This is a genomic window from Spiractinospora alimapuensis (assembly GCF_018437505.1).
GTDB classification, from domain to species: domain Bacteria; phylum Actinomycetota; class Actinomycetes; order Streptosporangiales; family Streptosporangiaceae; genus Spiractinospora; species Spiractinospora alimapuensis.
Genome location: NZ_CP072467.1, coordinates 3,674,476 through 3,699,480 on the forward strand (window position 1 = coordinate 3,674,476; position 25,005 = coordinate 3,699,480).

Annotated in this window: 25 protein-coding genes; 7 read left to right on the forward strand and 18 right to left on the reverse strand. The window is 69.6% G+C overall.

The features are described from left to right. Positions 1-29: 29 nt before the first annotated feature. The 4 genes from J4H86_RS17065 to J4H86_RS17080 all read right to left on the reverse strand — a co-directional run bounded on the left by J4H86_RS17065 (position 30) and on the right by J4H86_RS17080 (position 5,770). Positions 30-404: an STAS domain-containing protein gene (locus J4H86_RS17065; protein ID WP_236538761.1), complete on the reverse strand. Its 375-nt coding sequence runs from the start codon at positions 402-404 to the stop codon at positions 30-32. A 262-nt stretch (positions 405-666) separates the two neighbouring features. After that, entirely contained in the window at positions 667-1,662 is a 996-nt protein-coding gene (gene meaB, locus J4H86_RS17070; RefSeq protein WP_236538762.1) for a methylmalonyl Co-A mutase-associated GTPase MeaB, read from the reverse strand. Further along, positions 1,659-3,911 (reverse strand): methylmalonyl-CoA mutase, encoded by a 2,253-nt coding sequence (gene scpA, locus J4H86_RS17075; protein WP_236538763.1) that lies wholly within the window; start codon positions 3,909-3,911, stop codon positions 1,659-1,661. Before scpA ends, meaB begins: the two co-directional genes overlap by 4 nt. Next, positions 3,908-5,770: a methylmalonyl-CoA mutase family protein gene (locus tag J4H86_RS17080; RefSeq protein WP_236538765.1), complete on the reverse strand. Its 1,863-nt coding sequence runs from the start codon at positions 5,768-5,770 to the stop codon at positions 3,908-3,910. Before J4H86_RS17080 ends, scpA begins: the two co-directional genes overlap by 4 nt. 432 nt (positions 5,771-6,202) lie before the next feature. Here J4H86_RS17080 and J4H86_RS27465 point away from each other — a divergent pair, with 432 nt between their 5' ends. Beyond that, a complete protein-coding gene (locus tag J4H86_RS27465; RefSeq protein ID WP_330932428.1) occupies positions 6,203-6,355 on the forward strand; it encodes a hypothetical protein in 153 nt (50 codons plus the stop codon). Positions 6,356-6,484: 129 nt separating this feature from the next. Here the strand turns inward: J4H86_RS27465 and J4H86_RS17090 are convergent, their stop codons facing one another. The 5 genes from J4H86_RS17090 to J4H86_RS17110 form a co-directional block, all read right to left on the reverse strand. After that, complete coding sequence (locus J4H86_RS17090; protein WP_236538766.1) at positions 6,485-7,150, reverse strand: YigZ family protein; 666 nt, start codon at positions 7,148-7,150, stop codon at positions 6,485-6,487. Between the two features lie 268 nt (positions 7,151-7,418). Beyond that, entirely contained in the window at positions 7,419-7,664 is a 246-nt protein-coding gene (locus J4H86_RS17095) for a DUF6504 family protein (RefSeq protein ID WP_236538767.1), read from the reverse strand. Between the two features lie 182 nt (positions 7,665-7,846). Further along, on the reverse strand, positions 7,847-8,674 hold the full coding sequence (locus J4H86_RS17100) for an N-acetylmuramoyl-L-alanine amidase (protein WP_236538768.1): 828 nt from the start codon (positions 8,672-8,674) through the stop codon (positions 7,847-7,849). Between the two features lie 297 nt (positions 8,675-8,971). Then, entirely contained in the window at positions 8,972-9,175 is a 204-nt protein-coding gene (gene bldC / locus J4H86_RS17105) for a developmental transcriptional regulator BldC (protein WP_011293174.1), read from the reverse strand. 879 nt (positions 9,176-10,054) lie between these two features. Then, positions 10,055-10,771 (reverse strand): hypothetical protein, encoded by a 717-nt coding sequence (locus J4H86_RS17110; protein ID WP_330932429.1) that lies wholly within the window; start codon positions 10,769-10,771, stop codon positions 10,055-10,057. 430 nt (positions 10,772-11,201) lie between these two features. Between J4H86_RS17110 and J4H86_RS17115 the strand changes: the two genes are divergently transcribed. Further along, positions 11,202-11,444, forward strand: a complete 243-nt coding sequence (locus tag J4H86_RS17115) for a DUF3073 domain-containing protein (RefSeq protein ID WP_236538770.1) — start codon at positions 11,202-11,204, stop codon at positions 11,442-11,444. Positions 11,445-11,529: 85 nt separating this feature from the next. On the opposite strand, the gene purM is transcribed toward J4H86_RS17115, so the two are convergent. The 3 genes from purM to J4H86_RS17130 form a co-directional block, all read right to left on the reverse strand. Continuing rightward, a complete protein-coding gene (purM, locus tag J4H86_RS17120) occupies positions 11,530-12,615 on the reverse strand; it encodes a phosphoribosylformylglycinamidine cyclo-ligase (protein ID WP_236538771.1) in 1,086 nt (361 codons plus the stop codon). Positions 12,616-12,791: 176 nt separating this feature from the next. Next, a complete protein-coding gene (gene purF / locus J4H86_RS17125) occupies positions 12,792-14,234 on the reverse strand; it encodes an amidophosphoribosyltransferase (protein ID WP_236538772.1) in 1,443 nt (480 codons plus the stop codon). A 5-nt stretch (positions 14,235-14,239) separates the two neighbouring features. Continuing rightward, the gene (locus tag J4H86_RS17130) at positions 14,240-14,737 is read right to left on the reverse strand and encodes a sterol carrier family protein (RefSeq protein ID WP_236538773.1); all 498 of its coding nucleotides are present in this window, start codon (positions 14,735-14,737) and stop codon (positions 14,240-14,242) included. A gap of 389 nt (positions 14,738-15,126) precedes the next feature. On the opposite strand from J4H86_RS17130, the gene J4H86_RS17135 reads away from it, so the two are divergent. Further along, complete coding sequence (locus J4H86_RS17135) at positions 15,127-15,744, forward strand: DUF47 domain-containing protein (protein WP_236538774.1); 618 nt, start codon at positions 15,127-15,129, stop codon at positions 15,742-15,744. Positions 15,745-15,844: 100 nt separating this feature from the next. Here the strand turns inward: J4H86_RS17135 and pstB are convergent, their stop codons facing one another. From pstB to mshD, 4 genes are all read right to left on the reverse strand, one after another. Then, positions 15,845-16,624, reverse strand: a complete 780-nt coding sequence (gene pstB, locus J4H86_RS17140) for a phosphate ABC transporter ATP-binding protein PstB (RefSeq protein WP_236538776.1) — start codon at positions 16,622-16,624, stop codon at positions 15,845-15,847. Positions 16,625-16,658: 34 nt separating this feature from the next. Further along, positions 16,659-17,735 carry a phosphate ABC transporter permease PstA gene (pstA, locus tag J4H86_RS17145; RefSeq protein WP_236538778.1) on the reverse strand — a complete coding sequence of 359 codons (1,077 nt, stop codon included), beginning with the start codon at positions 17,733-17,735 and terminating at the stop codon, positions 16,659-16,661. Then, positions 17,732-18,706, reverse strand: coding sequence for a phosphate ABC transporter permease subunit PstC (gene pstC, locus J4H86_RS17150; RefSeq protein ID WP_394356523.1), 975 nt, complete (start codon positions 18,704-18,706; stop codon positions 17,732-17,734). Before pstC ends, pstA begins: the two co-directional genes overlap by 4 nt. A gap of 306 nt (positions 18,707-19,012) precedes the next feature. Continuing rightward, entirely contained in the window at positions 19,013-19,942 is a 930-nt protein-coding gene (gene mshD / locus J4H86_RS17155; RefSeq protein ID WP_236538782.1) for a mycothiol synthase, read from the reverse strand. A 333-nt stretch (positions 19,943-20,275) separates the two neighbouring features. On the opposite strand from mshD, the gene J4H86_RS17160 reads away from it, so the two are divergent. Next, the gene (locus tag J4H86_RS17160; RefSeq protein ID WP_236538783.1) at positions 20,276-20,938 is read left to right on the forward strand and encodes a DUF1707 SHOCT-like domain-containing protein; all 663 of its coding nucleotides are present in this window, start codon (positions 20,276-20,278) and stop codon (positions 20,936-20,938) included. A gap of 440 nt (positions 20,939-21,378) precedes the next feature. Here the strand turns inward: J4H86_RS17160 and J4H86_RS17165 are convergent, their stop codons facing one another. Continuing rightward, positions 21,379-22,374 (reverse strand): hypothetical protein, encoded by a 996-nt coding sequence (locus tag J4H86_RS17165; protein WP_236538785.1) that lies wholly within the window; start codon positions 22,372-22,374, stop codon positions 21,379-21,381. Between the two features lie 229 nt (positions 22,375-22,603). After that, the gene (locus tag J4H86_RS17170) at positions 22,604-23,449 is read right to left on the reverse strand and encodes a winged helix-turn-helix transcriptional regulator (RefSeq protein ID WP_236538786.1); all 846 of its coding nucleotides are present in this window, start codon (positions 23,447-23,449) and stop codon (positions 22,604-22,606) included. A gap of 120 nt (positions 23,450-23,569) precedes the next feature. On the opposite strand from J4H86_RS17170, the gene J4H86_RS17175 reads away from it, so the two are divergent. The 3 genes from J4H86_RS17175 to J4H86_RS17185 all read left to right on the forward strand — a co-directional run bounded on the left by J4H86_RS17175 (position 23,570) and on the right by J4H86_RS17185 (position 24,999). Continuing rightward, on the forward strand, positions 23,570-23,830 hold the full coding sequence (locus J4H86_RS17175) for a MoaD/ThiS family protein (protein ID WP_236538787.1): 261 nt from the start codon (positions 23,570-23,572) through the stop codon (positions 23,828-23,830). A gap of 5 nt (positions 23,831-23,835) precedes the next feature. Continuing rightward, complete coding sequence (locus J4H86_RS17180; RefSeq protein ID WP_236538788.1) at positions 23,836-24,102, forward strand: glutaredoxin family protein; 267 nt, start codon at positions 23,836-23,838, stop codon at positions 24,100-24,102. A gap of 210 nt (positions 24,103-24,312) precedes the next feature. Beyond that, on the forward strand, positions 24,313-24,999 hold the full coding sequence (locus tag J4H86_RS17185) for a redox-sensing transcriptional repressor Rex (protein ID WP_236538789.1): 687 nt from the start codon (positions 24,313-24,315) through the stop codon (positions 24,997-24,999). Positions 25,000-25,005 lie beyond the last annotated feature (6 nt).

The following is a 25,005-nucleotide window of genomic DNA, read 5'->3' on the forward strand; positions in this document are numbered from 1 at the left end:
CGGAACTGTGGAACGGGAAAGACGAAGTGTCAGTCCGCGTGGCGCTTGCCGGCCTCCAATGCCTCCATCGCGCTGACCGCGGCCTCGACCGATTCGTGCACCGGCACCTGCCGATGCAGCCCGACCAGACGCACCACCTTGTCCACCCGCTCCGTGGGTGCCGCCAACGCGACGCTGCCGCCGCGCTCAGCCACCAGACGGTAGGCGTTGATGATGGCGTTCAGACCGCTGGAATCCATGAAGTCCAGTTCCGCCAGGTCAAGGATCAACCACGGTCCGTTCACGTCGACAGCGGTGTGGATCGTGCCCTCGAGGTCATCCGCCGTCGCGATATCGAGTTCGCCTTCGACACTGACGATCACACTGAGCTTCTCCACACGGGTGCTCAGCCCCAGCCTGTGCACGTTGTCTCCTCCCAGCCCCCTCGCGGTGAGGGGTTCCCCGACCCGTGAAACCGGCAACGCTGGCCCGAGCCGAGTGCTTCGTCCCCCACGGGAGGGTGTGGACCCTGTGCCCCTGTCGTGGCGTCGGGAGTCGCTCGGCCGAAGGTGCGCCTGCCGGGCTCAAAGGACTAGAACCCAAACGGTATTAGCAAAAGGGGGATTCGGGAATCCCGCGAAGGTAGGGAATTTGCCATGTGGTAGCTCACAGTGAAGGGAGCGGAGGTCAGCGTCGGTCGAGGGTGGCGAGGACCTCACGGGCGGCCGCACTTGCGGTCAGGTCACCGGACCGTACGGACGCTTCCAGTTCACGGGACACGGCGCGGACCTCGGGGTTCGCGCGCAGCCGGTCCAGGAGTTGGTCCGTAACCTGTGACCACATCCATTCGACCCGCTGCCGGGCCCGCCGGTCCTCGAACGCGCCTCGCGACCGCTCCACGTCGCGGTGCCGCTCGACCAGGGACCAGATCTCGTCCAGCCCGTCGCCGGACAGTCCACTGCACGCCCGGACCCGGGGCCGCCAGGCGTCCGCCTCGTCGGTGGTCTGCAACATCCGCAACGCACGCTCGAGTTCCCGCGCGGCACGGTCGGCCTCCACCCGGTGGTCGCCGTCGGCCTTGTTGATCCCCACCACGTCCACGAGTTCGAGGACGCCGCGTTTGATGCCCTGCAGACTGTCTCCGGCCCGGGCCAGGCCGAGCAGGAGGAACGTGTCGACCATCCCCGCGACGGCGACCTCGGACTGTCCCACACCCACCGTCTCGACGAGGATCACGTCGAAGCCGGCGGCCTCCATCAGGATCATGGTCTCGCGGGTGGCCCGGGCGACGCCGCCGAGGGTTCCGGAGGTGGGGGAGGGGCGCACGAACGCGTTGGGGTCCGCGGCGAGGCGCCCCATCCGTGTGCGGTCGCCCAGGATGCTGCCCCCGCTGCGGGTGGAGGACGGATCGACGGCCAGCACGGCGACCCGATGCCCGCGCCCGGTCAGCAGGGAGCCCATCGCGTCGATGAATGTCGACTTGCCGACCCCGGGCACCCCGCTGATCCCCACCCGGTGCGCGGCGCCGCTGCTGGGGAGGAGGCGGCGCAGCAGTTCCTGGGCCGCCTCCACGTGGTCGGAACGTCGCGACTCCACCAGGGTGATCGCGCGGGCCAGCGTGGCGCGGTCCGCGGAGGTCACCCCACGGACAAGGTCCTCGATGTCCACTGGTCGTCGTGTCACCCCTCGTGCCCCAGGCGCGTCCCGAGCCGCTCGAGCAGACCGCCCGCGGCGTCGGCGATCACCGTGCCGGGTGGGAAGATCGCGGCCACGCCGGCGGCGTACAGAGCGTCGTGGTCGGCCGGCGGGATCACACCACCGACGACGATCATGATGTCGTCGCGTCCACGTTTCGCCAGTTCGTCGCGCAACGCCGGGACGAGCGACAGGTGCCCGGCCGCGAGCGAGGAGACGCCGACGATGTGCACGTCGGCCTCCACCGCCTGCTGGGCGACCTCCTCCGGCGTCTGGAACAGCGGGCCGACGTCGACGTCGAAGCCCAGGTCGGCGAACGCGGTGGCGATCACCTTCTGGCCGCGGTCGTGCCCGTCTTGGCCCATCTTCGCGACGAGGATACGGGCGCGACGCCCCTCCTGCTCCTCGAACCGTTCCATCCGGGCACGGATGTCGTCCAGGGTGGACGCGGCGGGGGTGGAGGACCCCGACTCGTCGCGGTACACCCCCGAGATGGTTCGGATCTGTCCCGAGTGTCGTCCGAACACGCGCTCCATCGCCTCCGAGATCTCCCCGACCGTGGCCTGCGCCCGCGCCGCCGCGACCGCGCGCGCCAGCAGGTTGTCCTCCAGGTCGCCGGCGGTTCCCTCGGGGCGCGCCATCGCGGCTTCCGCGGCCCGCGTCAGGTCCCGCAGCGCGGAGTCCACCGCGTCGGCGTCGCGGGATTCCCGTAGTCGGCGCAGCTTCTCCAGTTGCTCGGCCCGCACCCGCGAGTTGTCGACCTTGAGGACGTCGATCTCCTCGGCCTCGCCGTCGGGGCGGTAGGTGTTCACCCCGATGACGGGCTGGATCCCGGTGTCGATCCGGGCCTGGGTGCGGGCGGCGGCCTCCTCGATGCGGAGCTTGGGCAGGCCGGCGTCGATCGCGGCCGCCATCCCGCCCGCCTGCTCCACCTCCTGGAGGTGGGCCCGTGCGCGGTCGGCGAGGTCCTGCGTCAGCCGCTCGACGAAGTAGCTTCCCCCCCACGGGTCGATCACCCGCGTCGTGCCCGACTCCTGCTGGAGGAGGAGCTGGGTGTTGCGGGCGATCCGGGCGGAGAAGTCGGTCGGCAGCGCCAGCGCCTCGTCGAGGGCGTTGGTGTGCAGCGACTGGGTGTGGCCCTGGGTGGCCGCCATCGCCTCGACGCAGGTCCGCGCCACGTTGTTGAAGACGTCCTGCGCCGTCAGCGACCAACCGGACGTCTGGCTGTGCGTGCGCAGCGCGAGCGACTTGGAGTCCTTGGGGTCGAAGCCGTGGACGAGTTCCGCCCAGAGGAGGCGGGCCGCGCGCAGCTTCGCCACCTCCATGAAGAAGTCCATGCCGATGCCCCAGAAGAAGGACAGGCGGGGCGCGAAGGCGTCGATGTCGAGCCCGGCCGCGCGGCCGGCCCGCACGTACTCCACCCCGTCGGCGAGCGTGTAGGCGAGCTCCAGGTCCGCGGTGGCCCCGGCCTCCTGCATGTGGTAGCCGGAGATCGAGATCGAGTTGAAGCGCGGCATCCGCGCCGCCGTGTAGGAGAAGACGTCGGAGATGATCCGCATCGACGCCTGGGGCGGGTAGATGTAGGTGTTGCGGACCATGAACTCTTTGAGGACGTCGTTCTGGATGGTCCCCGCGAGCTGCTCGGGCGCGACCCCCTGCTCCTCGGCCGCCACGATGTAGAGCGCGAGGACGGGAAGCACGGCCCCGTTCATGGTCATGGACACCGTCATCTTGTCCAACGGGATCCCGTCGAACAGTTGCCGCATGTCGTAGATGGAGTCGATGGCGACACCGGCCATGCCCACGTCGCCCCCGACCCGGGGGTGGTCGGAGTCGTAGCCCCGGTGCGTCGCCAGGTCGAAGGCGACGGAGAGCCCCTTCTGGCCGGCGGCCAGGTTCCGTCGGTAGAACGCGTTGGACTCCTCGGCGGTGGAGAAGCCGGCGTACTGCCGGATGGTCCAGGGCCGCGTGGTGTACATCGTGGGGTACGGGCCACGTAGGAAGGGCGCGATCCCCGGGTAGTTTCCGGAGACGTCGGGAGCGTCGGCCTCGGTGTAGAGCGGCGCGACGTCGATCCCCTCGGGGGTGGTGCGGTTCAGGGCGGCGGCGTCGGTACCGATCTGCGCCCGGACCCCCTCCCGCCAGGCCGCGGTGTCGGGGACGGCCGCGTCGCCGGCGGGGCCGATCGTGGAGAAGTCCGGGATCGCGTGGCCGGAGTCGGGACGGGTTGCGGTCATGGTGCCACTCCCACTTCATCGCACAGTTCCGTGAGCACGGCGACGACGTCGCTGCGTCGCGTGAGTCGCGTGTCCACGCCGGGCGGCAGGTCCGAGCCGCCCGCGATCATCACGTGGCTCGCCCCCCGCGCGCGCAGGTCCCGCACGGTGTCGGACGCGTGCCTCTCATAGTCTTCGTCGCCGGCGCAGAGGCAAACCACCGTCGTTTCGCTGTCGGCGAACGCGGCGGTGGCGCTGGCGGCGTCGGCAAGCGGGCCGGGATTGACGGCCTCGAACCCTCCCGCGGCGAGCAGGTTCGTCACGAAGGACGCCCGCGCGTTGTGGGCCGCCAAGGACCCCAGGGTGACGAGGAACACGCGGGGTCGCTTCCCGGTCGCCCGGAGGTGGGCGTCGCTGCGGTCGCGCAACGACTCGAACTCCTCCGCGTAGCGGCGCGGCGTGAGACCGCCCCGGAGTGGGGGTGTCGCGGGGGCGGGTTCGCGGCCGATCTCGGGTTCAGCGAGGTCGGGAAACTCGCTCACCCCGGTGAGCGGGTCGATTCGGCGGGCGAGGTTGGCCCGTCGGCGCTCCCACGCGTCGTCGACCCAGCCGGAGATCAGGCCGGAGTCCAGCGCGGCGGCGGCGCCGCCGGCCCGCTCCACCTCCTGGAAGTAGCCCCACCCCGTGTCGCGCAGGGAGAGGGTGAGGTCCTCCAGGTAACCCGACCCGCCGCCGGGGTCCAGGACACGGGCGAGGTCGCTCTCCCGCAGCAGCAGGAGCTGGGTGTTGCGGGCGATGCGCCGGGAGAACCGGTCCGGGAGGCCCAACGCGTCGTCGAACGGGCGTACCGTGACCGCGTCCGCCCCGCCCACTCCGGCCGCGAAGCACGCCACGGTGGTCCGCAGGAGGTTCACGTAGGGGTCCCGTCGCGTCATCATGGCGGCCGAGGTGACCGCGTGCTGGCGCATCCCGCGCGCGTGCTCGGGCACACCACAGACCTCGGCGACGCGTGCCCACATCGCGCGGGCGGCCCGCAGCTTGGCGATGGTGAGGAACTGGTCGGCGCTGGCCGCGAACCGGAACTCCATCTGGTTCGCCGCCGTGGCGAGGTCCAGGCCGGCGCCGAGCAGCGCCCGCAGTGCGCTGACCCCGGCCCCGACGGCCACGCCGAGTTCCTGCGCCTCCGTGCCGCCGGCGTCGTGGACGTGGGACGCGTCCACCGTGATGGTGCGCAGCCACGGGCGGGACCGGCCGTGCTCGGCGGCCAACCGCGCGGTTCGGTGCAGGACGGTGGCGGCGTCCTCGTCGGCGGACCCGAAGAACGGGTCCAGCCCGAGGTTCCCGAAGACGACGTCGTCGGCGATGTCCTGGTCCCTGGCCGCGCGCAGCAGCGCCGCCGCCGCGTCGGGGTCGGTGCCGTCCAGGGTGACCGCGTGGCGGTTGAGGTCGAGACCGTCGAGCACCTGCGGCAACTGGTGGACGGGAAGCCCGCCGTCACCGACCCGCAGCCACACGCCGTCCACACCACCGGCGAGGTCCTCGTCGATGGCCGCGACCGCGGCGTCCGCGTCGGGTGTGCGGTGGAGCTGGCGGATCTCCCAGCCGTGGGGCAGGGTCCCCGCGGGGGTGGACCCTCGGGTGTAGGGAGCGCTTCCCGGAAGACCCGCGTCCGGACCCGGACGGTCATACAGGGCGTGAACTCGGATGCCGTCATACGTGGTGGACGTCAGGAGGTCCTCGGGCGCGTCGAGCTCGTCGGTGTCCTTGCCGCTCTTGGTGAGCACACGGGCGACGAGCGCGCGCCATTCCTCCCGGGTGGCCGTGGGAAACGGCGTGGTTTCCCCGGCGGTCCCGCCGTTGTCCGGGATGTTTCCGCTCATCCCACCAAGATTAGATGTCGTCTCTTCGCAGGTGCGCGGCACGGTATGGGAATGGCGCGGCGGGGCTCCGGAAGAGGAATTCGGAGCGCGCACAGACGTCCGCTTCGCGCGCGATGCCGTTCGTCGCCGGAGAAGTACCGTTGGGCCGATCCGGGCCCGCTATGCATAGACGCTTTGGGGTTACTGTGCCACTCTGGGGCACGTCCCGACCACGCGAGGCGAATGGTGCGCCCGAGGTTCGCGGTAACGCGAGTGACGGCGCGTTCGGTCACGCCGGGATACGGATCGACAAGGTCGTGGCACGGTATGGGGACGAAGGAAATGCAGCTCGGTCAGAAGCGTCAACGATGCCGGTTGGACGAGTGTGAGTGGTGCACTCGCGACGACCTGCCGTGCGGAGGATGCTCTGGGACCGGATGGTGGAACCCAGAAATGCCGCACCAGGAGGGCAACGGAGCGATCGTGTGGATCCGGGTCGAGGAACCCTGCCGGATCTGCGCCGCGACGGGGCGGGAGCACGGAGTTCCGGAGGTCATCGAGGACTCCCAGGAGGACACGCAGACGCCGTTGCGTCGCGCCTCCTGACTCGCTTCCGCTCGCAAGACCCACAGGGGGGGGGGTGGGAGCCCGCGCGGTCACGTCCGAGGGGGGTCGTGGCCGCGCGGGCGCGTCTCCGTCGACGCCCGGCGGCTCTGTTCCGGACCGGCCGGTCGCTCAGTCACCGGTGCCGGGCGCGGGCCGTGAGGTGGGGTCGGCGACTGTGGGGTCGACCTCGACCAGCCGGTGCTCCACCTCCGCCACACTGGCCGCGCCACCGGTCCGCTCGGCGACCCAGTCGGTGAAGCGCGCCTCCTGGCCCTCGGGCACGAGGACCTGGAACGTGACGACCTCGGTGTAGCGGGTGTCCTCCACGCCGTAGGCGGAACCCCGCAGCACGCTCTCCAACCGCCCGGCCTGGGTGTAGTCGGTGATCACCGAGACGATCGCCATCGATCGGAACTCGACGACCCCGATCGCGTCCACCGCCTGCCCCACGGCGTTGCCGTAGGCGCGGATCAGTCCGCCGACGCCCAGCTTGGTTCCGCCGAAGTACCGGGTGACCACGGCGACGGTGTCGGTGAGGTCGCGGTGCCGCAGCACCTCCAGCATGGGGAGACCCGCGGTCCCCGCCGGCTCGCCGTCGTCGTTGGAGCGCTGGATGTCCCGATGCTCGCCGAGGATGTAGGCCGTGCAGTTGTGGGTCGCGTTCCAGTGCAGCTTGCGCCGTTCGGCGATGAACGCCCGCGCGGCGTCCTCGTCATCGACGCGCGCGAGGGAGCACAGGAACCGAGACTTCTTGATCTCGACCTCGTGCTCCCCGCCACCTCGAACCGTCCTCACGTTGACGATCCTAGGGAGTACCGTCGCGCGACTGGCGCGGCCCTTCCTCTGACGGACGTCCGCCGACGACGGTGTGACCGGTCGTGGGCGGGGACCGGGTCGTGGCGCGGCGCTCTTGTGGCCAAGCCGCCCCGGCGCGCGCACCGCGCCCGACCAGGAGAACGCCACCACACCGACGTCACCCGTCCCGCGACGCACCGGGCCGGAAGAACGCTTCCGCCACGCCACCGGTTCCCCCACTCGTGGGCGCACCACCCCTCGGAGCGGTTCAGCCCCAGAGACGGCGCACGGCCCAACTGTCGCTGTGTGGGTCCTGGGTGATGTCGACGATGCTGGCGTGCCCCTCGTCGGACTCCGTCGCCACCCGGACCAGGCGCGCGGAACTCGGCTCGGGGGTGGTCGTCCACGAGGCGATCACCCGCCGCACCCGGTACACGTGTCCGCGCCACGCGAAGAGGGCGGGCTGTCCGGAGGTCGTGGACTGGACGTCGATCTGTTCGTTCAGGAGACTCATGCGGACAGTCTATCGAACAGGGATTCGATTTGATGGCGACACGCACGGCAAATAATGCGAATCTTCTCGCGTGGTGTCGCTCGTTCGGGTCCGGTCTGGCACCGAATGCTAGCGCTCTTGGGGGCGTGGCGCCGGTCGGATCGACGCGGCGGCAGGTCGCGGCCGGTTCCGACTGACGTGGGCTACTCGAGGAAGGCCGCGATCCCCTCGGCGACGCCGGCCGCCGCGTCCTCGCGCCAGTCCGGGTCACTCAGCAACGCGGCGTCCTCCGCGTTGCGCATGTTGCCCGCCTCGAGGAACACCTTGGGCACCGTGGAGAGGTTGAGGCCACCGAGGTCGTCTCGGACGTGGATGCCGTCCTCGGTCGAGATGTAGTCGGAGATCGCCATGTCGGCGGCCTCGGCGTAGGAGTCCCGGACTGACTCGCCGAGGTCCCGGGAGGGCTCGACGATGTCCTCGGTGTGTCCGCTCACCTCGGCGGGCGCGATGATGTGGAAGCCGCGTCCGCTCGGCGGTCCGCCGTCGGCGTGCAGGGAGATGGCGGCGTCGGCGTCGATGTCGTTCGCGGCGCCGGCGCGGTCGGGCAGGCAGGGGCCCACGCCGTCGTTGTCCTCACGGGTGAGGACGACCTCGGCTCCGTCCGCTTCGAGCAGGTCACGCAGCTCGGTGGCGAGGTCGAAGTTGAACTCGTGCTCGGCGTATCCGTCGTCCGTGGAGGCGCCCACGGTGTCGCAGTTCTTCATGAGTCCACCGGCGTCGATCTGTTCGTTGATCACGTCGGGTGCGGTGTGGTTGGCGCCGTTGTGCCCCGGGTCGATCACGACGGTGAAGCCGTCGAGCGGGCCGGGTGGGTCCGTCGGTTCCTCAGGCTCGTCGGTTCCGTCCCCCCGCGGGTCCTGCTCCCCGTCGGCGTCGACCGTGTCGGGTTGGTCCCCGGTGGACGGTGACGGTGGGTCCTCCGAGGTGTTCGCGCACCCCGCCAAGAGAAGTGCGAGGACGATGGCCGGCACCGCACGCGGTATCGCTGACCGGTGTGGCCGGGACGGGACGGAGAGCGGGATCGCGGCCTCCAAGCTCGGCTCGATGTATCCGGGATGCGAGCTTAGGCGATGCGGGTGGTTGGGGTGTTATCGCTGCTCAGGCCGGACCGGGTGTGCTGGGTGGCGTCGGCGCGTGAGAAGGGGCGGGAGCTCCGATCGGCCCCGCCCCTGCTCAAAACCGCGCCGTGAACTTCTTCCTGGCGGACATCGGAACCGACCCCGATGCCGCGCGTCTCCCCCCGACAGGATTGCCGTCCGTGCGGGAGGCTACTCCGAGCGCTGACTTGGGATGCCCGCGAGCAGCGCGCGAACCTCGGTCTCCCGATACCGGCGGTGCCCACCCAGCGTCCGAATCGAGGTCAGCTTGCCCGCCTTCGCCCAACGCGTGACGGTCTTGGGGTCCACACGGAACATCGTGGCGACCTCGGCAGGGGTCAACAGGGGCTCCGCCTCGGGCGTGCGAGTTGACATGTGTTTGGCCTCTCCTCCTGGATCTGTGTGCCGATCCTGAGCCGTTAATCCTGGCACTTGGCCCGGATGTCCAATATTGCCCTCATGGTCTATATTGAGCCACCCGAGGTGATTGTGCGACCACTTAACGCGATTTTGCGGGAGGGTTCCCCTAATCCCGACCATCGACTGGGTCACGCTGAGTGATTCTAGCGATACGTTTAGTGGCATGTGGCGTATTCGGTCAAAACTTCGTTGTCCGGCCCTGTTTCGCTCGATCCCGATCGGCCGGAGTGTTAGCGCGACGCCGACGCGGCCGCGGAGTCCGGCCTCCAGTCCCAGCATCGCGTGACCGGTCACGGTCGTGCTTTCGTTCGTGCATTCGAAGTGTCGCAGTCGCCTGGGGTTCCCGATGTGCAAATCTGGAATGCCACGTCATGCCCCGGTCTCGGCGCGTCGTCTCACTACGCAGAGTGCGGCTTCGGCCGAGACAAACGGCCGAACGCGGCTCTCCCCTGACCGAAAGTGGACAGGTATGCCCATTTTGTTCCCTTTTGATGGGGCCTGCGTAACTCCTCCCAAAAGGACACCAGGGAAGGGGCCAAAGAGACCAGTTCACTCAGGTAAAAATCTGGTGTTCCAGGTGTGGAGTGCGTGTCGCGCCCGCCGCCGTGGTCCAGCCGGAGCGTCGGAGCCCCGGACCGTCAGGAACGTCGCAGGAGGTCGCGGACCGGTAAACCGGTGGCGTTGCCTGGGTAAACCCCGCTGAGCGACGGAGCGTGCGTCCTGCGGGGGCCTGGGTGTCACTGGTGCGGCGGCCGTGGTCACCGGAGGGGCGGGAGAGGCCCGGTGGCTCGGCGGGCGAGCCGCCCCGCTCCGGGGAGTGCCGACCTCGGCGGTTCAGTTCGCGCGTTCCAGAGCACGAACCGCCCGCCACCGGCGTTTGAGTCTGCGGTACATGGCCAGCGCGACGGGACGTTGCCCCAGCCGGTCACCGTCGATCGCGGCCGCGACCTCCGCCGCCGAGTGGTCCGCGCGCAGATGGTCGTCGCTCAGAAGCTGCACCAGGCCGCCGTAGTCCAGTTCGATGAGCGAGTTCGGGTGCCACGTGTGGAGCCACTCCTCGAGGCTCGGCATCCGGCGCAGCGCTGGGAGGATGCCCTCCCGGCGGGCGAGGGCCGCGTCCCCCGGGCGTGGGTCCCGGGTGGGTGGGAGGAGCTGGTGCACGGTCGCCGCCCGCCGACGCGCCTCCGACATCCCGGTGACGTACAACAGGGACCTGGGCGGAGGCTCGGGACGTTCGGGGCTGAGCTGGTCGTGCGGGGAGGAGGGCGGAGCGTGCTTCCCGCCGAGGACGAGGCAGCGCTCGGCGTCCTCGAACAGCGCGAACCAGGTGAGGGGGATCCGCCAGGTGCTGGTGAGGATCTGGGCCGCGGACGGTTCCCCGTCGCGTGCCCAGGACTCGTAGCCCGCGCGGGCCGCGCCGGCGGCGGTGTCCGGGAGGTAGGAACTCAGCAGGCCCCGGGGGGTGGATCGCCAGAAGTCACGGAACGCCATCCACGACCGCAGGCGCGTCTGCCACGGGCAGACGTAGGTCTGTCCGTTCCACCGCCGCACGTAGGCGTGCTCGCTCTCACTGTGTGGAGCGACCCGAGCGGGGGAGGATACGGCGCGCCGGAGATTTTCCGCGTGTTCTGCCGCGACAGCCCCGTGCCGGCGGGGACGGTGGGGGGAGTGGGCGTAGGCACGCCAGTACGCTCGTGTGCGTGGAGGGTAAGCCGATATAGGCTGGTAGACACGGAGATAGGCGGCGTATGGCAGCACGGACGCATGGTCGCATAGATCCACGGTCGACGCCGCGAGGCGATCGGCTTGGCGCATGCCCTGAGGGCGGCGGCGTAGGCAGGCGCGTTCCAAACCGGGTACGGTTGTATCCGAACGTAAGCTGGCGCCTGTCGTCAGTGCGGTGACGGCCGCCAGCCCGGCGTCGCGGATTCATGAGTGATGTGGGGTTTGAGGTAACCCGATCGTTGAGGGGGTCGAGCCAATGGGGCGCGGCCGAGCCAAGGCCAAGCAGCAGAAGGTGGCCCGGCGGCTGAAGTACAGCGCCGGCGGAACCGATCTCGATCGGCTGCGGGCAGAGCTGGGTGTCGTTGATGAGGACGCGTCGGACGACGCGCCCGAAGAAGAGAATGTCGGCCCTTACGATGACCTGGTCGAACGCTACGCGGATTTCGCGGAGACCGACACCAGCGGCACGGAGGAAGAGCGCTCTGACAGCGCTCGCTGACGGATAGCCGAACGGGGACCAGGCGTTGAGCGTGGTCCCCCCGGCATTGTTCACACGGGGGTCGCGGCGTACGCCGTCACTGATCTCATCCCGCATGTGATCCACTCAGCACCACGTCGTCGAGGTCCGATGTGACCGATCCCATGTGCCATGCCGGCAGGGAGCGTTCGTCCAGGATCCGGAGCGTTTCGTCGAGGTTCTCCGCGGCGACGACGGCGACCATCCCAACACCCATGTTGAACGTGGCCTCCATGTCCTCGGTGCTGATGTCGCCGTGCGTCGCGAGTACGTCGAAGACACGTTGTGGTCGCCAGGTGTTGCGGTCGATCCGTGCGCCGAGTCCGTCGGGGAGCGAGCGGGCGAGGTTCGCGGCGAGGCCACCACCGGTGATGTGGGCGAAAGCGTGGACCTCGGTCTCCGCCGCGAGCGCCAGGCAGTCCTGGGCGTAGATCCGGGTCGGGGTGAGCAGGGCCTGGCCGAGGGGTTCGGCGATCTCGGGGAGTTCGGTCGCGAACGTGAGGTCCGTCGTGTCCACCACATGCCGGATCAGCGAGTACCCGTTGGAATGTGGCCCCGAGGACGCCATGGCCACCAAGGCGTCGCCCGGGCGGACCCGGTCGGGGCCGAGGATCGCGTCGGCCTCGACGACTCCGGTGGCGGCACCGGCGAGGTCGTACTCCTGGGGGTCGAGCATGCCGGGGTGTTCGGCGGTCTCCCCGCCCACGAGCGCGCATCCCGCGCGGACGCACCCCTCGGCGATGCCTCCCACGATCTCGGCGACCCGCTCCGGGTCGACCGATCCGCAGGCGATGTAGTCGGTCATGAAGAGCGGTTCGGCCCCGACCACCACGAGGTCGTCCACCACCATGGCGACGAGGTCGATCCCGATCGTGTCGTGGCGGCCGAGCGCCTGCGCCAGCATCACCTTGGTGCCCACGCCGTCCGTGGAGGTCGTCAACACCGGGGCGCGGTACTTGCTCGGGTCGAGCTGGAAGAGCCCCGCGAATCCGCTCGCGTCCGCGCGCTGTTCCGGCCGCTTGGTGCGGGCGGTGTGGCGCTTCATGAGCTCGACGGCCCGTTCCCCCGCGGCGATGTCGACCCCGGCCGCGGCGTAGGCGGAGGGCCCCTTCCCGGTGGGACGGCCGGCGGGACTGGCGGAGCTGGCGGACACGGTGACCTTTCTGGTCGGCGGAGGACTACGGCGTCGATGTGGTGTGCGGGCGGGCTCCCGCGCACTCGCGCGGTCGCGGATCGTCGGAGACGTGGGTGAGGCGGTCGCGGGCCTGGGCCGCCGCGTCGATCCGGGCCGACCAAAGGGCCTGGGGCGCGCCACGGCCACCCGGCCGGTTAGGCACCCCGCGTGGGCTCCAGGTGGAACTTGCCCCGTGCCTCGTCGGCGACCTCCGTTGGGTAGTCGCCGTCGAAACAGGCGCGACAGAGGTTCGGCTTGGGCACGTGGGTGGCCTCCACCAGTTGGTCGAGGTCGATGTAGCCCAGTGAGTCGGCGCCGATGGAGTCGCGGATCTCGGCGAGGTCCATCTGGCCGGCGATGAGCTCGTTCTTCGTCGCGAAGTCGACCCCGTAGTGGCAGGGCCAGGCGACGGGTGGGCTGCTGATGCGCACGTGGACCTCGCGGGCCCCCGCGTCGCGGAGCATTCGGACCAGCGCCCGTTGGGTGTTGCCGCGAACGATCGAGTCGTCCACCACGATCAGCCGCTGGCCCTCGATCACCTCGCGCAGCGGGTTGAGCTTGAGGCGGATTCCGAGCTGGCGCAGGGTCTGGCTGGGCTGGATGAACGTGCGGCCGACGTAGGAGTTCTTGACGAGCCCCTGGGCGTAGGGGATGCCGCTGGCCTCCGCGTAGCCGACCGCCGCCGGCGTGCCCGACTCGGGAACGGGGATGACGAGGTCGGCGTCGACCGGGTGCTGCCGGGCGAGGCGGCGCCCTACCTCCACCCGGGTGCTGTGCACGTTCCGGCCGGAGATCGAGGTGTCGGGCCGGGCGAGGTACACGTACTCGAAGAGGCACCCACGGGGGGTCTCCGGCGCGAACCGCAGTGACCGCACCCCGCGGTCGTCGATGGTGAGGAGCTCGCCGGGGGCGACTTCCCGCACGAACTCCGCTCCCACGATGTCGAGGGCGGCCGTCTCGCTGGCCACGACCCAGCCACCGGCGCCCGCCATCCGGCCGAGCACCAGAGGGTGGATGCCCAGCGGGTCCCGCGCGGCGTACAGCGTTGACTCGTCCATGAAGACGAGGCAGAACGCTCCCTCCACGTGCGGCAGGACCTCCATCGCGGCGTCCTCGACCGATTCGCCGGCGTCCCGCGCCAACAGCGCGGTCAGCACCTCGGTGTCGGTCGTCGCGCTCAGCCGGGCGTTGCCCGCGCGGGCCACCAGTTCCGGCACGTTGGTGAGGTTGCCGTTGTGGGCGAGCGCGAGGCTGCGCCCCGCCGTCATCCGGAACGTGGGCTGCGCGTTGGACCAGACCGAGGATCCGGTCGTGGAGTAGCGACAGTGTCCGATCGCCAGGTGGCCCCGCAGCGACTCCAGGGTCGCCTCGGTGAACACCTGGGACACCAGTCCCATGTCCTTGTAGACGACGACACGTTCGGAATCGCTGATCGCCATTCCGGCTGACTCTTGGCCGCGGTGTTGTAGCGCGTACAGGCCGAAGTAGGTGAGTTTGCTGACTTCCTCACCGGGTGCCCATACGCCGAAAACGCCGCAGGCGTCCTGCGGTCCAGCCAGATCGTGCTCGGTGCTGGACCCGTCCTCCGAATTCGGCACGGGACTCAGCATAGCCGCTGGCCATCGTGGTCAATTCCGGTGGGGTGCGTCCACAGGGGCAACTGCGACGTTAGGTCGGCGCGTGTGCCGCTCGCCTGCACGTCGACCGCGGTGCGGGCGTCGTCCCACGTTCGTTCACCGGCGGCCAGCGCCAACCAGGTGAGCGGGGCGCACTCCACGACCGAGGCGGGGGTGCCGCGTGTGTGCCGGGGGCCGGCCAGGCACTGGACGGCGCCGTAGGGCGGCACGCGAACCTCCAGGGCGTTGCCCGGGGCGCGTTCGACGAGGACGTCGAGGCTGACCCGCACGGCCGCGCGGACGGCGGTCCGTTGGGGTTGGTCGCCGCGTTCCTGGGCCCGCAGCACCGCGTCCACGGCGGCGGCGAGCAGGGTCATGCGGTGGGAGGATCCCGTCCAGGGGGCCCGGCCGTCCGCCGCGAGTTGCGCGTCGAGCCCTTCGCGGAGTTCGCGCAGACGGCGCTCCGCCTGTTTCTTTCCGGCCATCGCCCCCAGCGTAGGCCCCCGTGACCACGACCGTCCCCGCTCCCTGTTCTCTCCCACCAGGATTTCTCCACCCTCATCAGGGCTTCTCCGCATCGAGCGGGTGGGGGTGCACATCCACCTGCTGTAGCGCGGTGGATCGCCCCCAAGTGGCAGCGGAAGCGGAGCGCGTGGTGGGGTGTCCAACGGAACACGCCCACGAGTCTTCTGTGCGACAAGTCTTGTTTGAGGGTTTATATCCTGTTTATCGAAAGTCGCTGGTAAGCGGGCGAAACGGGGCGTGCCAAGACATGTCCCAATCTGGAGGGGATCACTAGGATGGTGACGCCTGACGCCGGCGTCCCCCACTCGCATTGGGTCTGGACGTCCCATCGCAACCCCGGGAGTCAGATGTGCGCCTGTGGCTGAACCGGCGGGATGACAGCTATTACGAGATGTTCGCCGCGTCGGCGGACAACCTCGTCGTCGCCTCGCGGCTCCTGGTGGACCTGATCAGTGATGGGTCCGATCGGGAGGCCATCACCGAGAAGCTCCGCACCTGTGAACACACTGGTGACGAGCACACCCACGCGATCCTGCGCCGACTGAACCAAAGCCGGGCGACCCCGTTCCAGCGTGAGGACATCTACCGCCTCGCCTCGTGCCTGGACGACGTCGTGGACTCAATGGAGGCCGCGGGGGACCTGATCGACCTCTACCAGCTCGAGCAGCTCCCCAAGGGGATCGTGGACCAGGTGGAGGTACTGGAGCGCGCCGCCGAGCTGACGGCGGGCGCGATGGCCCGACTGCGCGACGTCGGGGACCTCGCCGACTACTGGATCGAGATCAACCGACTGGAGAACCAGGCGGACCGGATCTACCGTCGCCTGCTCGCCCGCCTGTTCAACGGGACCTATGACGCGTTGACGGTGCTCAAGCTCAAGGACGTCATCGAGGAGCTGGAGAGCGCGGCGGACGCCTTCGAGAACGTGGCGAACACCGTGGAGAGCATCGCGCTGAAGCAGTCCTGACACGGGCTGACGCGGACGGAAACGGGCGCGGAGCCAACGACGAACCCCCACACCCGGCAGCGATTCTCGGGCGTGGGGGAGTCCGGCGGTCGAGGACGGGTCAGCCGAAACGGCCGGTGATGTAGTCCTCTGTTTCCTTGCGGTCGGGCTTCGTGAAGATCTTCGCCGTGTCGCCCCGCTCCACGAGGTGGCCCGGCTTTCCGGTCCCTTTCGTGTTGAAGAACGCCGTGGTCTCGCTCACGCGGGCCGCCTGCTGCATGTTGTGCGTCACGATCACGATCGTGTAGTTGGCCTTGAGCTTGGAGATCAGGTCCTCGATGGCCAGCGTGGAGATGGGGTCCAGCGCCGAGCAGGGCTCGTCCATCAGGAGGACCTCGGGCTCCACCGCGATCGCGCGGGCGATGCACAGGCGCTGCTGCTGACCGCCGGACAGCCCCGTACCGGGGGACTTCAGTCGGTCCTTGACCTCTTCCCAGAGGTTGGCGCCGGTGAGCGCCCACTCCACGAGGTCGTCCGCCTCGGAGCGCTTCATGCGCTGGTTGTTGAGCCGGACGCCCGCGATCACGTTCTCGTAGATGGACATAGTGGGGAAGGGGTTGGGCTTCTGGAACACCATCCCGATCTCCCGCCGCACGGCGACCGGGTCGACGTCGGGGGAGTAGATGTCCTGGTCGTCCAGCATCACCTTGCCGTTCACCGTCGCACCGGGGAGCACCTCGTGCATCCGGTTGAGGGCGCGGAGGAACGTGGACTTGCCGCACCCCGAGGAGCCGATGAACGCGGTCACCGAGCGCGGTTCGATGGTCATGGAGACGTCCTCGACGGCGAGGAAGTCCCCGTAGTAGACGTTCAGTCCGGAGACGTCAATTCGCTTCGCCACTGCCTCTGTCCGATCGCGTCAGTACGTACACAGGTCACCGCCCGACCTTGGGCGCGAGGAACCGGGAGATGAGCCGGGCCGCGAGGAAGAGCAGCATCACCACGAGGATCAGGGTCAGGGCCGCGGCCCACGCCCGCTCGTAGTTGATGGCGCCTCCCATGCGCACCTGCGAGTAGATGAAGACCGGCAGGCTCATCATCTGCCCGTCGAACAGGTCCCAGTTGATCCGGACCGCGGAGGAGCCAGCGGTGAGGATCAGCGGTGCCGTCTCCCCCACAACACGCGCGATGGCCAGCATGATTCCGGTGGTGATGCCCGCGGTGGCCGTGGGGAGCACCACCTTCACGATGGTCCGCCACTTGGGGACGCCGAGGGCGTAGGACGCCTCCCGGAGTTCGGCGGGCACCAGGCGCAGCATCTCCTCGGAGGAGCGCACGACCACCGGGATCATCAGTACGGACAGCGCCACCGCGCCGGCGGCGCCGTTGGTGTGGCCCGGACCGAAGAGCATCATCCACAGGGCGACGACGAACAGCCCCGCCACGATGGACGGGATACCGGTCATGACGTCGACGAAGAAGACGATGGCCTTGGCCAGGCGCCCCCGCCCGTACTCCACCAGGTAGATCGCGGCCAGGATGCCGATCGGGACGGAGATGAGGGTCGCCATCCCGGTGATCATCAGGGTTCCGACGATGGCGTGGTAGACGCCACCGGCGTCCATGCTCGGCAGGACGCCGTTCATGGAGACGCTGAGGAAGTAGCCGTCGAAGCGGGGAAGCCCGCGGGAGATCACGGTCCACAGCAGTGAGACCAGTGGCACCATCGCCAGGCCGAAGCAGGTGTAGACGACCGCCGTGACGAACCGGTCCCGTGCCCGCCGCCGGTTCTCCACGATGGTGGAGGCCAGTGTGATGCCCACCGCGTACAGCACCACGGTGCACACGGCGAGCAGCGGGAGGGAGAAGATGCCGAACGCGGCGGAGCCGCCCGCGGACACCGCGGCCACTCCCACGAGGAGCAGCGGCGGGAAGTAGCGCGGGAGGGAGCCGGCCAGCAGTTTGGAGTCGCTGATCGGCGGCTCGGGCGGAGCTTCTGTGGTGGTGGTCATGCCATGGCCCCCTTGCGGGAGACGATGAGGCGCGCGGCCATGTTCACCAGCAAAGTGATCACGAAGAGCATCAGACCAGCGGCGATGAGAGCGGAGACCCCGTAGCCGGTGGCTTCGGGGTACTGCAGGGCGATGTGGGCGGCGATGGTCTGGTTACCGCTCTGCAGCAGGAACCAGGACGCCACCAGGGACGGCGACAGCACCATGGCCACGGCCATGGTCTCGCCGAGGGCGCGGCCCAGGCCGAGCATCACGCCGCCGATCACACCCCGACTGCTGTAGGGGAGGACCGACATCCGGATCATCTCCCACCGGGTCGCGCCCAGGGCCAGGGAGGCCTCGCGGTTCGCGGTGGGAACCTGCTGGAACACGTCCCGGGAGATCGCGGTAACGATCGGGAGGATCATGACGGCCAACACGATGGCGGCGGTGAGGATCGTGCGTCCGGTCGTCGAGATGGGGCCGGCGAAGAGGGGGATCCAGCCAAGGTAGCGCTCCATGAACGCGTAGGCCGGAAGCAGTTGGTGGACCAGCCAGCCGATCCCCCAGAGTCCGTAGACCACGCTGGGGATCGCGGCGAGGAGGTCGACGAGGTAGCCGAGGACGGCCGCCAGTCTCCGGGGCGCGTAGTACACGATGAACAACGCGATCCCGATGGCGACCGGTGTCGCCATGACCAGAGCGAGGGCGGCGGCGAGCACGGTACCGAACCCGAGGGCCGCGATACCGAACGCGGGCGACTCCCGCGTGTTCGCCTCCCACTCGCTGCTGGTGAAGAAGTTGACGGTGTTGGCCGCGAGAGAGTCCCACGCCTGAATCACCAGGAAGGCCGCGACACCGGCCAGGATGAGCAGGATCAGGAATCCTGACGCCCGGGTGCTGTTGGCGAACACGGAGTCGCCGATGCGTCGTCGCGTGGACGATGCGTTGTTCGGCGGGACAACCGGTGGGGGGGACTCGGTGCCGGTCAACTCGTTCCCCGACAGTGGCATCCCGCCACCGCAACCGCCGCCGGGCGGGCAAGGGTCAGTCGAAGGCCCACGCCTTTACCTTTCCTGACGGTCCTACCGTGATCGGTTCCGAGCACGGCTGTGTGGATTTGACCTGGTTGGACCGTATTCAGGTGAGGTGACCAAAGCCCCCGCGGCCGGTGAACGGAAGATGAACACCACATCTTGTTCAGGCAAAATCCTGGCGGGTGAACGACCAACGCCCTGCCCGCGACACGGTCGTGACGGGAACCGGGCAGAGCGGTGAAGGGGGTGAACCCCGGGGCCTCAGGTGTGTCCGGGAGCGGAGTAGAGGACGTCAGTGGTCCACACCGAGAAGCCCACCGACTCATAGAGGTGAACGGCGGCGTGGTTGTTCTCCTCCACGTAGAGCAGAGCCCAGGGCAGGCCCCGTTCCCGGAGGTAGCGCACACCTTCCACGGTGAGCGCACGGCCAAGCCCCGTCCCCTGCCACGCGGGGTCGACGCCGACCACGTACACCTCGCCCACCGGCTCGTCGGCGAGGCCGGCGCCGTCGGCGTGGACCTTGGTCCAGTGGAAGCCGGCGATCCGTCCACTCTCCCGGTCGACGGCGACGAAGAAACCGTCAGGATCGAACCAGTCCTCCTGCTGACGCTGACGCAGGTCCTCCAACGTCATCGCGCCCTGCTCCGGGTGGTCGACGAACGCGCGCCGATTGGCCTCCAACACGGCCTCGTCGTCCTTGCCGGGCTGGAAGGCGCGGATCTCCAGCCGATCGGCCGCCGCGTCCCGCAACTCCGGCCGGGCGAGCCGGACCGGCCCGTCGTGGTCACGCAGACGCATCCGCAGCTTGCGCAGCCCGCGCACCCGAACCATGCCATGCCGGACCGTCAGTGCGCGCGCCCCCGGGTGCTGGCCGTGCGCCCACACGGCGAGCCGATGGTGGTCGGCGATCATCGCGGACAGGAGTTCCTCCCCGTACCCGTGTCCGCGTCGCTCCGGCGCCACCACGAGCTCGCCGGTGTCGTTCTCCACGTACCCGAAGCCCGCCAGCCCCGCCTCCGCGTCCTCCAGCAGATAGAACCGGGCCCCCGGAGCCGCCCCGTGCTTGACCCGCAGCAGGGTCTGCTCCGACAGAGCCGCGACCCCGTCGTGCTCGTCCGCGGCCTCCCCCAGCGCCAACACCGCGGGAATGTCCGCCTCGGTCAGGGTCACACTCGTGCGCAGATGACTCATCACCCCATTGTGCTGCGCCACACCCCCTCCCGCGACGACAGCCGCGAGTCAAGGCGATAGCGAGTAGGTCACACTCCGAGCCGGGAACCGCGCGGCGCTCCGCGTCTAGCCCCGGTCGTGCTGGGCGACGTTGCGCGCGTACTCCGACGGAGGGGCGGCGACGTACACGAGTTCCGTTTCCTCGGGACGGAAGCTACGGCCTCAATCGCCCTTGAGATCAAGGCCGCACGGCTACGGGCTCTCCGGCCGGCCCGGCGCGTGGGTCGCGCGACAGGGGGACACTCAGGGATGTCCCGGATGTGGGGATTGGCGTCGTGATGAATACTTGGTGGCATGGGCGATGAGCGGGTGAGAGCCGGAACACCGGAGGTTCGAGCTTCGGACGCGGAGCGGGACGCGCTGGTCACGCGGCTCGGTGAGGCGATGGCCGAAGGGCGGCTGGACGTCGCGGAGTACGAGGAGCGAGTGGACGTCGCCCTCGCCGCGCGCAGCCGTGGCGAGCTGGAGCGGTTGACCGACGACCTGCCGGCGCCGACACCCGCCAAGCGAGACGGGCCGATGCAGGGCGCGGAGCGCCTCACCGATAGTGTCCCGACGAGCAGCACGGCCATCTGCGTCATGGGCGCCGCGGTCCGCGACGGCACCTGGACCGTGCCGAAGAAGTTCACCGCCCTCTCGGTGATGGGACACGCCGAGATCGACCTGCGTGAGGCCCAGTTCACCGCCAAGCACACCACGATCCAGGCCCACTCGCTCATGGGTTCGGTCGAGGTCGTCGTTCCCGACGACGTGCACGTGCGCGTCGAGGGAGTCGGCGTGATGGGCGCCTTCTGGATGGACGACGACCCCGCCGACGTCCCCGCCGACGTGCCGATCGTCACCGTCACCGGCATCTCCCTCATGGGCGCCGTGTGGAGCAGCACCCAACCCCGCGAACACCAGAAGCCCCCGAAGAAACGCTGGTGGCACCGACGCAAGAGCGTCACCGAGGGCTAACCACCCTCGGGCGAGTCCCTGTGGCGCAGCCGCACCGGCCAGCCGGAACCACGCCGCACCGAACACCCCGCGCCTGTGCTTCTGGGCGGGGTTCACACCTGCCGATACTGCGCGCCCACGTCACCCAGCGGTCCATCCCCGCGGGCGCGGGGCTTACCGCCCGGCCCACGCCCGCGGATGGTGGGAGGCCGGTCCATCCCCGCGGGCGCGGGGCTTACCAGGGCGCGACCTGGGCTTCTTTCCGGGCGTTATCGTTCCGCGATATGCGGGGCGAGTCTATGCACCTCATGATGCCCCAATAGGCCGGAAAGTGGACGGAAAACGTCCACATTGTTCGTCGGTGTGCTTGCTCGATCGCGGAATCGCGGACGGGTTGTGTCCGCGATGACGGTGGAGCGCGGTCACGGGTGTTCGTTGGTCACGGGGGCCCGCGTTCCGCCTCACTTGCGGCGGCGGCCTCGGTAGCCCGCGCGTACCCGTCGGGCGGGGGCGAGTGGTGTGGCCAGCAGGAGGAGGAGCAGCAGGGTCACCAGCAGCACCGCGGGGGTCATCGCCGCTCGTGCCGGAGCGGGATCCGTCGCGAGGTTCACGGACTCGGCGTCCTCGTCCTCCTCCTCGCTCCCCGGCGTGATGAAGGGAAGCTCCGCGAGTCCCTCGGCGTCGCCGGGCGAAGGTCCGCTCGGGACCGACGGCAGCGGCGCGGGGTCGCGCGGGTCCGGCCCGTCGCCGTCCCGGGGACTGGGCGCGTTGGCGCGTGGCGCGCCGTCGGAATCTCCCCCGTCGCTGTCACTGGGACGGTCGGAGGTCCGGTCCGACCGTGGCGGTGCGGACGACGTGGGTGCCGAACTCGTGGGATCCGACGATGTCGGGTCCGATGACGTCGGTGACGGCGTCGAGGTGGGCGACGGCGTCTGCGTCGGAGACGGTGTCGGGCTCGGCGTGGGCGTTGGCGTAGGAGTCGGGGACGGCGTCGGCTCCGACTCGGGAACGACGTTCAGTCGCGTCTCGGTGCGTACCGACGACGGCTCCTCGCCGTCCTCAGGCTCGCCGACCACGTAGTCGACCTCGACCGCGAGCACGGTACCGCCCGGCTCGCTCGGCGCCTCCCCGGACACGACGCCGGTCGCGGTGTCGCCGGGAGCGACGACACCCTCGACGAGCGACGACTCCAGGCCGCCACAGGAATCACAGCTCGGCCGCACCGCCGTGATGTGGATGTCCTCCGCGCTCGCACCACCGGTGGTGTTCTCGGCCTTGAACACGACCCGCAGGTCGTCCCCGACCTCCACGGTGGCGGTCTCGGGCGAGGTCAACCCCACCGGACTGACATCGGCACCGGCCGTGGGGGCGAGCGCGACGTGTCCCGCGGCGACGGCGAGAGCGGCGAAGCCCGTGGCGAGCAGACGCGATCGCGCGCCCGTGCCCCTGGCGTTCACCGGTCCCCCTTCAGGCTCGTGGTGGCCGGCAGAAACACAACCGACCCAGACCTCGTCCGAATTCTAGGGTGTTGACCCGTAATCTGACGAGCGTCCAGGCCGGTTCCGGACGCGGCTTCTGTGCGAATTTATCCATCTCGGGTCAGACGAGACGAAAGTCGCCGATGTCGCCCGCGTTGCCGCAGGGCAGGGTGGGTCCGGTGAACGCCTCTCCGGTCGGTGATCCCGACTACGGCGCGAGAGACACGCCGGAGTCCGTGTCGGCGGACGAGGCACCCATTGTGGTTGACGCGGACGACGAACCCGTCCCGCCCTCCCGCGCTGGCACCTGACCCCCGGCGGGCTCGGCGCCGTGCCGGCTGGCTGACTCCGCCATACTCTGCCGCCCGGATGGCTCCGTCACGACGAACCGATAGCCGACGTTGCGCACGGTGCCGATCAGGGCCTCGTACTCGGACCCGAGCTTCGCGCGCAGGCGGCGGACGTGGACGTCGATGGTGCGGGTGCCGCCGAAGTAGTCGTAGCCCCACACCTCCTGGAGTAGCTGCGCCCGGGTGAAGACGCGCCCGGGGTGTTGGGCCAGGAACTTCAACAGCTCGAATTCCTTGAAGGTGAGGTCGAGCGTGCGAGCGCGCAGGCGTGCCGTATAGGTGGCCTCGTCGATGGTGAGGTCGCCGCGGCGGATCTCGCCGGGCTGGTCGCCGGCGGTCTCGCTCTGGCCGACGGAGAGGCGCAGCCGGGCCTCGACCTCGGCCGGGCCGGCGGTGCTGAGCAGGAAGTCGGCGGCGTGCCAGTCGCCGCTGATGGCCGCCAGGCCGCCCTCGGTGAGGATCGGCAGCATCGGGCAGTCGACACCCGTCGTGTCCAACAGGCGGCACAGGTTGCGGGCGCCGGCGAGGTCGGAACGGGCGTCGACCAGGATCGCGTCGACGGAGGAGGCCGTCTGCTCCGGGAGCGAGATGAGCGCGCCCGCCTCGGCCGGTGCCACCCGTACGGAGTGCAGAAGGAGTCCGAGTGCCGGGAGCACTCGATCGGAGGGTTCGCTGGAGTTCGTGAGTAGAAGCAGGTGGCTCATGCGTCACTTCTTCCGGTTGCCACGCGAAACGCGGTGGAGCGAAGGCGCCGTTGCCCCCGTTGCGGTGGTGCTGACCAGTAGGTGTGTGCCTCCGTTGTCCCCTACAAGGATAATGAACCCATGGCGACGGTAACCATGCGGTACTGGGCCGCGGCCAAGGCGGCCGCCGGCAGGGACCAAGAAGAGTGCACGGCCGACACGCTCGCCGAGGCGCTGGAGAGTGTGCGTGTTCGGCACGGTGAGGACGGTCGTCTCGCCGCTGTGCTGGAGCGCTGTTCGTTCCTCGTCGACGAGACCCCCGTTGGGGCCCGGCCGCACGCGGAGGTACGGTTCGGCGACCAGGCGACGGTGGAGGTTTTGCCACCGTTCGCGGGCGGGTGAGACGTATGGACCGTAATGGGCGTGTCGAAGCTCACACCATCACGCTTCTGGGCAGGGCAGGCTGCCACCTCTGCGACGAGGCCCGCGACGTGATCACACGCGTCGCCGCCGACACCGGCGCCGTGGTCCATGAACGCGACATCGACGAGGCGTCGCGGTGGGAGCGAGACGAATACTGGGACAAGATCCCCGTGACCTTTGTCAACGGCGCGCAGCACGACTTCTGGCGGGTGAGCGAGAAGCGGCTTCGCCGGGCACTCGAGGAGGGATGAACGACGCGTGGCGAGCGGCGAGGTTTCGGATCGTCGGCGGGGCAGCCGCCGCGGGCCAACTTTGTGCCCTTATTCACAACCGCGTAACCTGACCGCCATCAATCAGGCCGACGGGGTTGCCGCATGGGGGCGGTGTGGCGTGCGGGTCGCTGGTTCCGCGCGAGGTCTCGTGTTCCTCCTCGTCCGAACGCTGATCCGGAGCGCCCATCCGTGACACGCAGAACCCCCCGGCCGCGCGAACGCGGGATCCCCGAAGCGACCGTGGCGCGACTGCCGATCTATCTGCGAGCGTTGCAGGCGCTGACGGAACGTGGCGTGCTCACCGTGTCCTCGGAGGACCTCGCCGCGACGACGGGCGTGAACTCCGCCAAGCTCCGTAAGGATCTCTCCCACCTCGGTTCCTACGGGACGCGCGGGGTCGGCTACGAGGTGGAGTACCTCGTGTACCAGATATCCCGTGAACTTGGTCTCACCCAGGACTGGTCGGTCGTCATCGTCGGTATCGGAAACCTGGGCCGCGCCCTCGCGCACTATGGGGGCTTCCAACACCGTGGGTTCCGCATCGTCGCCCTCCTGGACACCGCGCCGGCGGTGGTCGGTCAGGAGGTCGCCGGGATCCAGGTCCGCCACCTCGACACCCTGGAGGACGTCGTCGGGAGCGAGGGCGTGTCGATCGGGGTCGTGGCCACTCCCGCCGCCGCCGCGCAGGCGGTCTGCGACCGTTTGGTGCAGTCGGGAGTCAGCAGTGTGTTGAACTTCGCTCCCGTGGTTCTCACCGTGCCGCCGCGGGTCGAGGTGCGCAAAGTGGATCTCTCCATCGAGTTGCAGATCCTCGCGTTCCACGCGCAACGGCGGGCTGACGGCGACTCGGGAGTCGTCCCCGGCGTAACGCTGTGAGCGGCC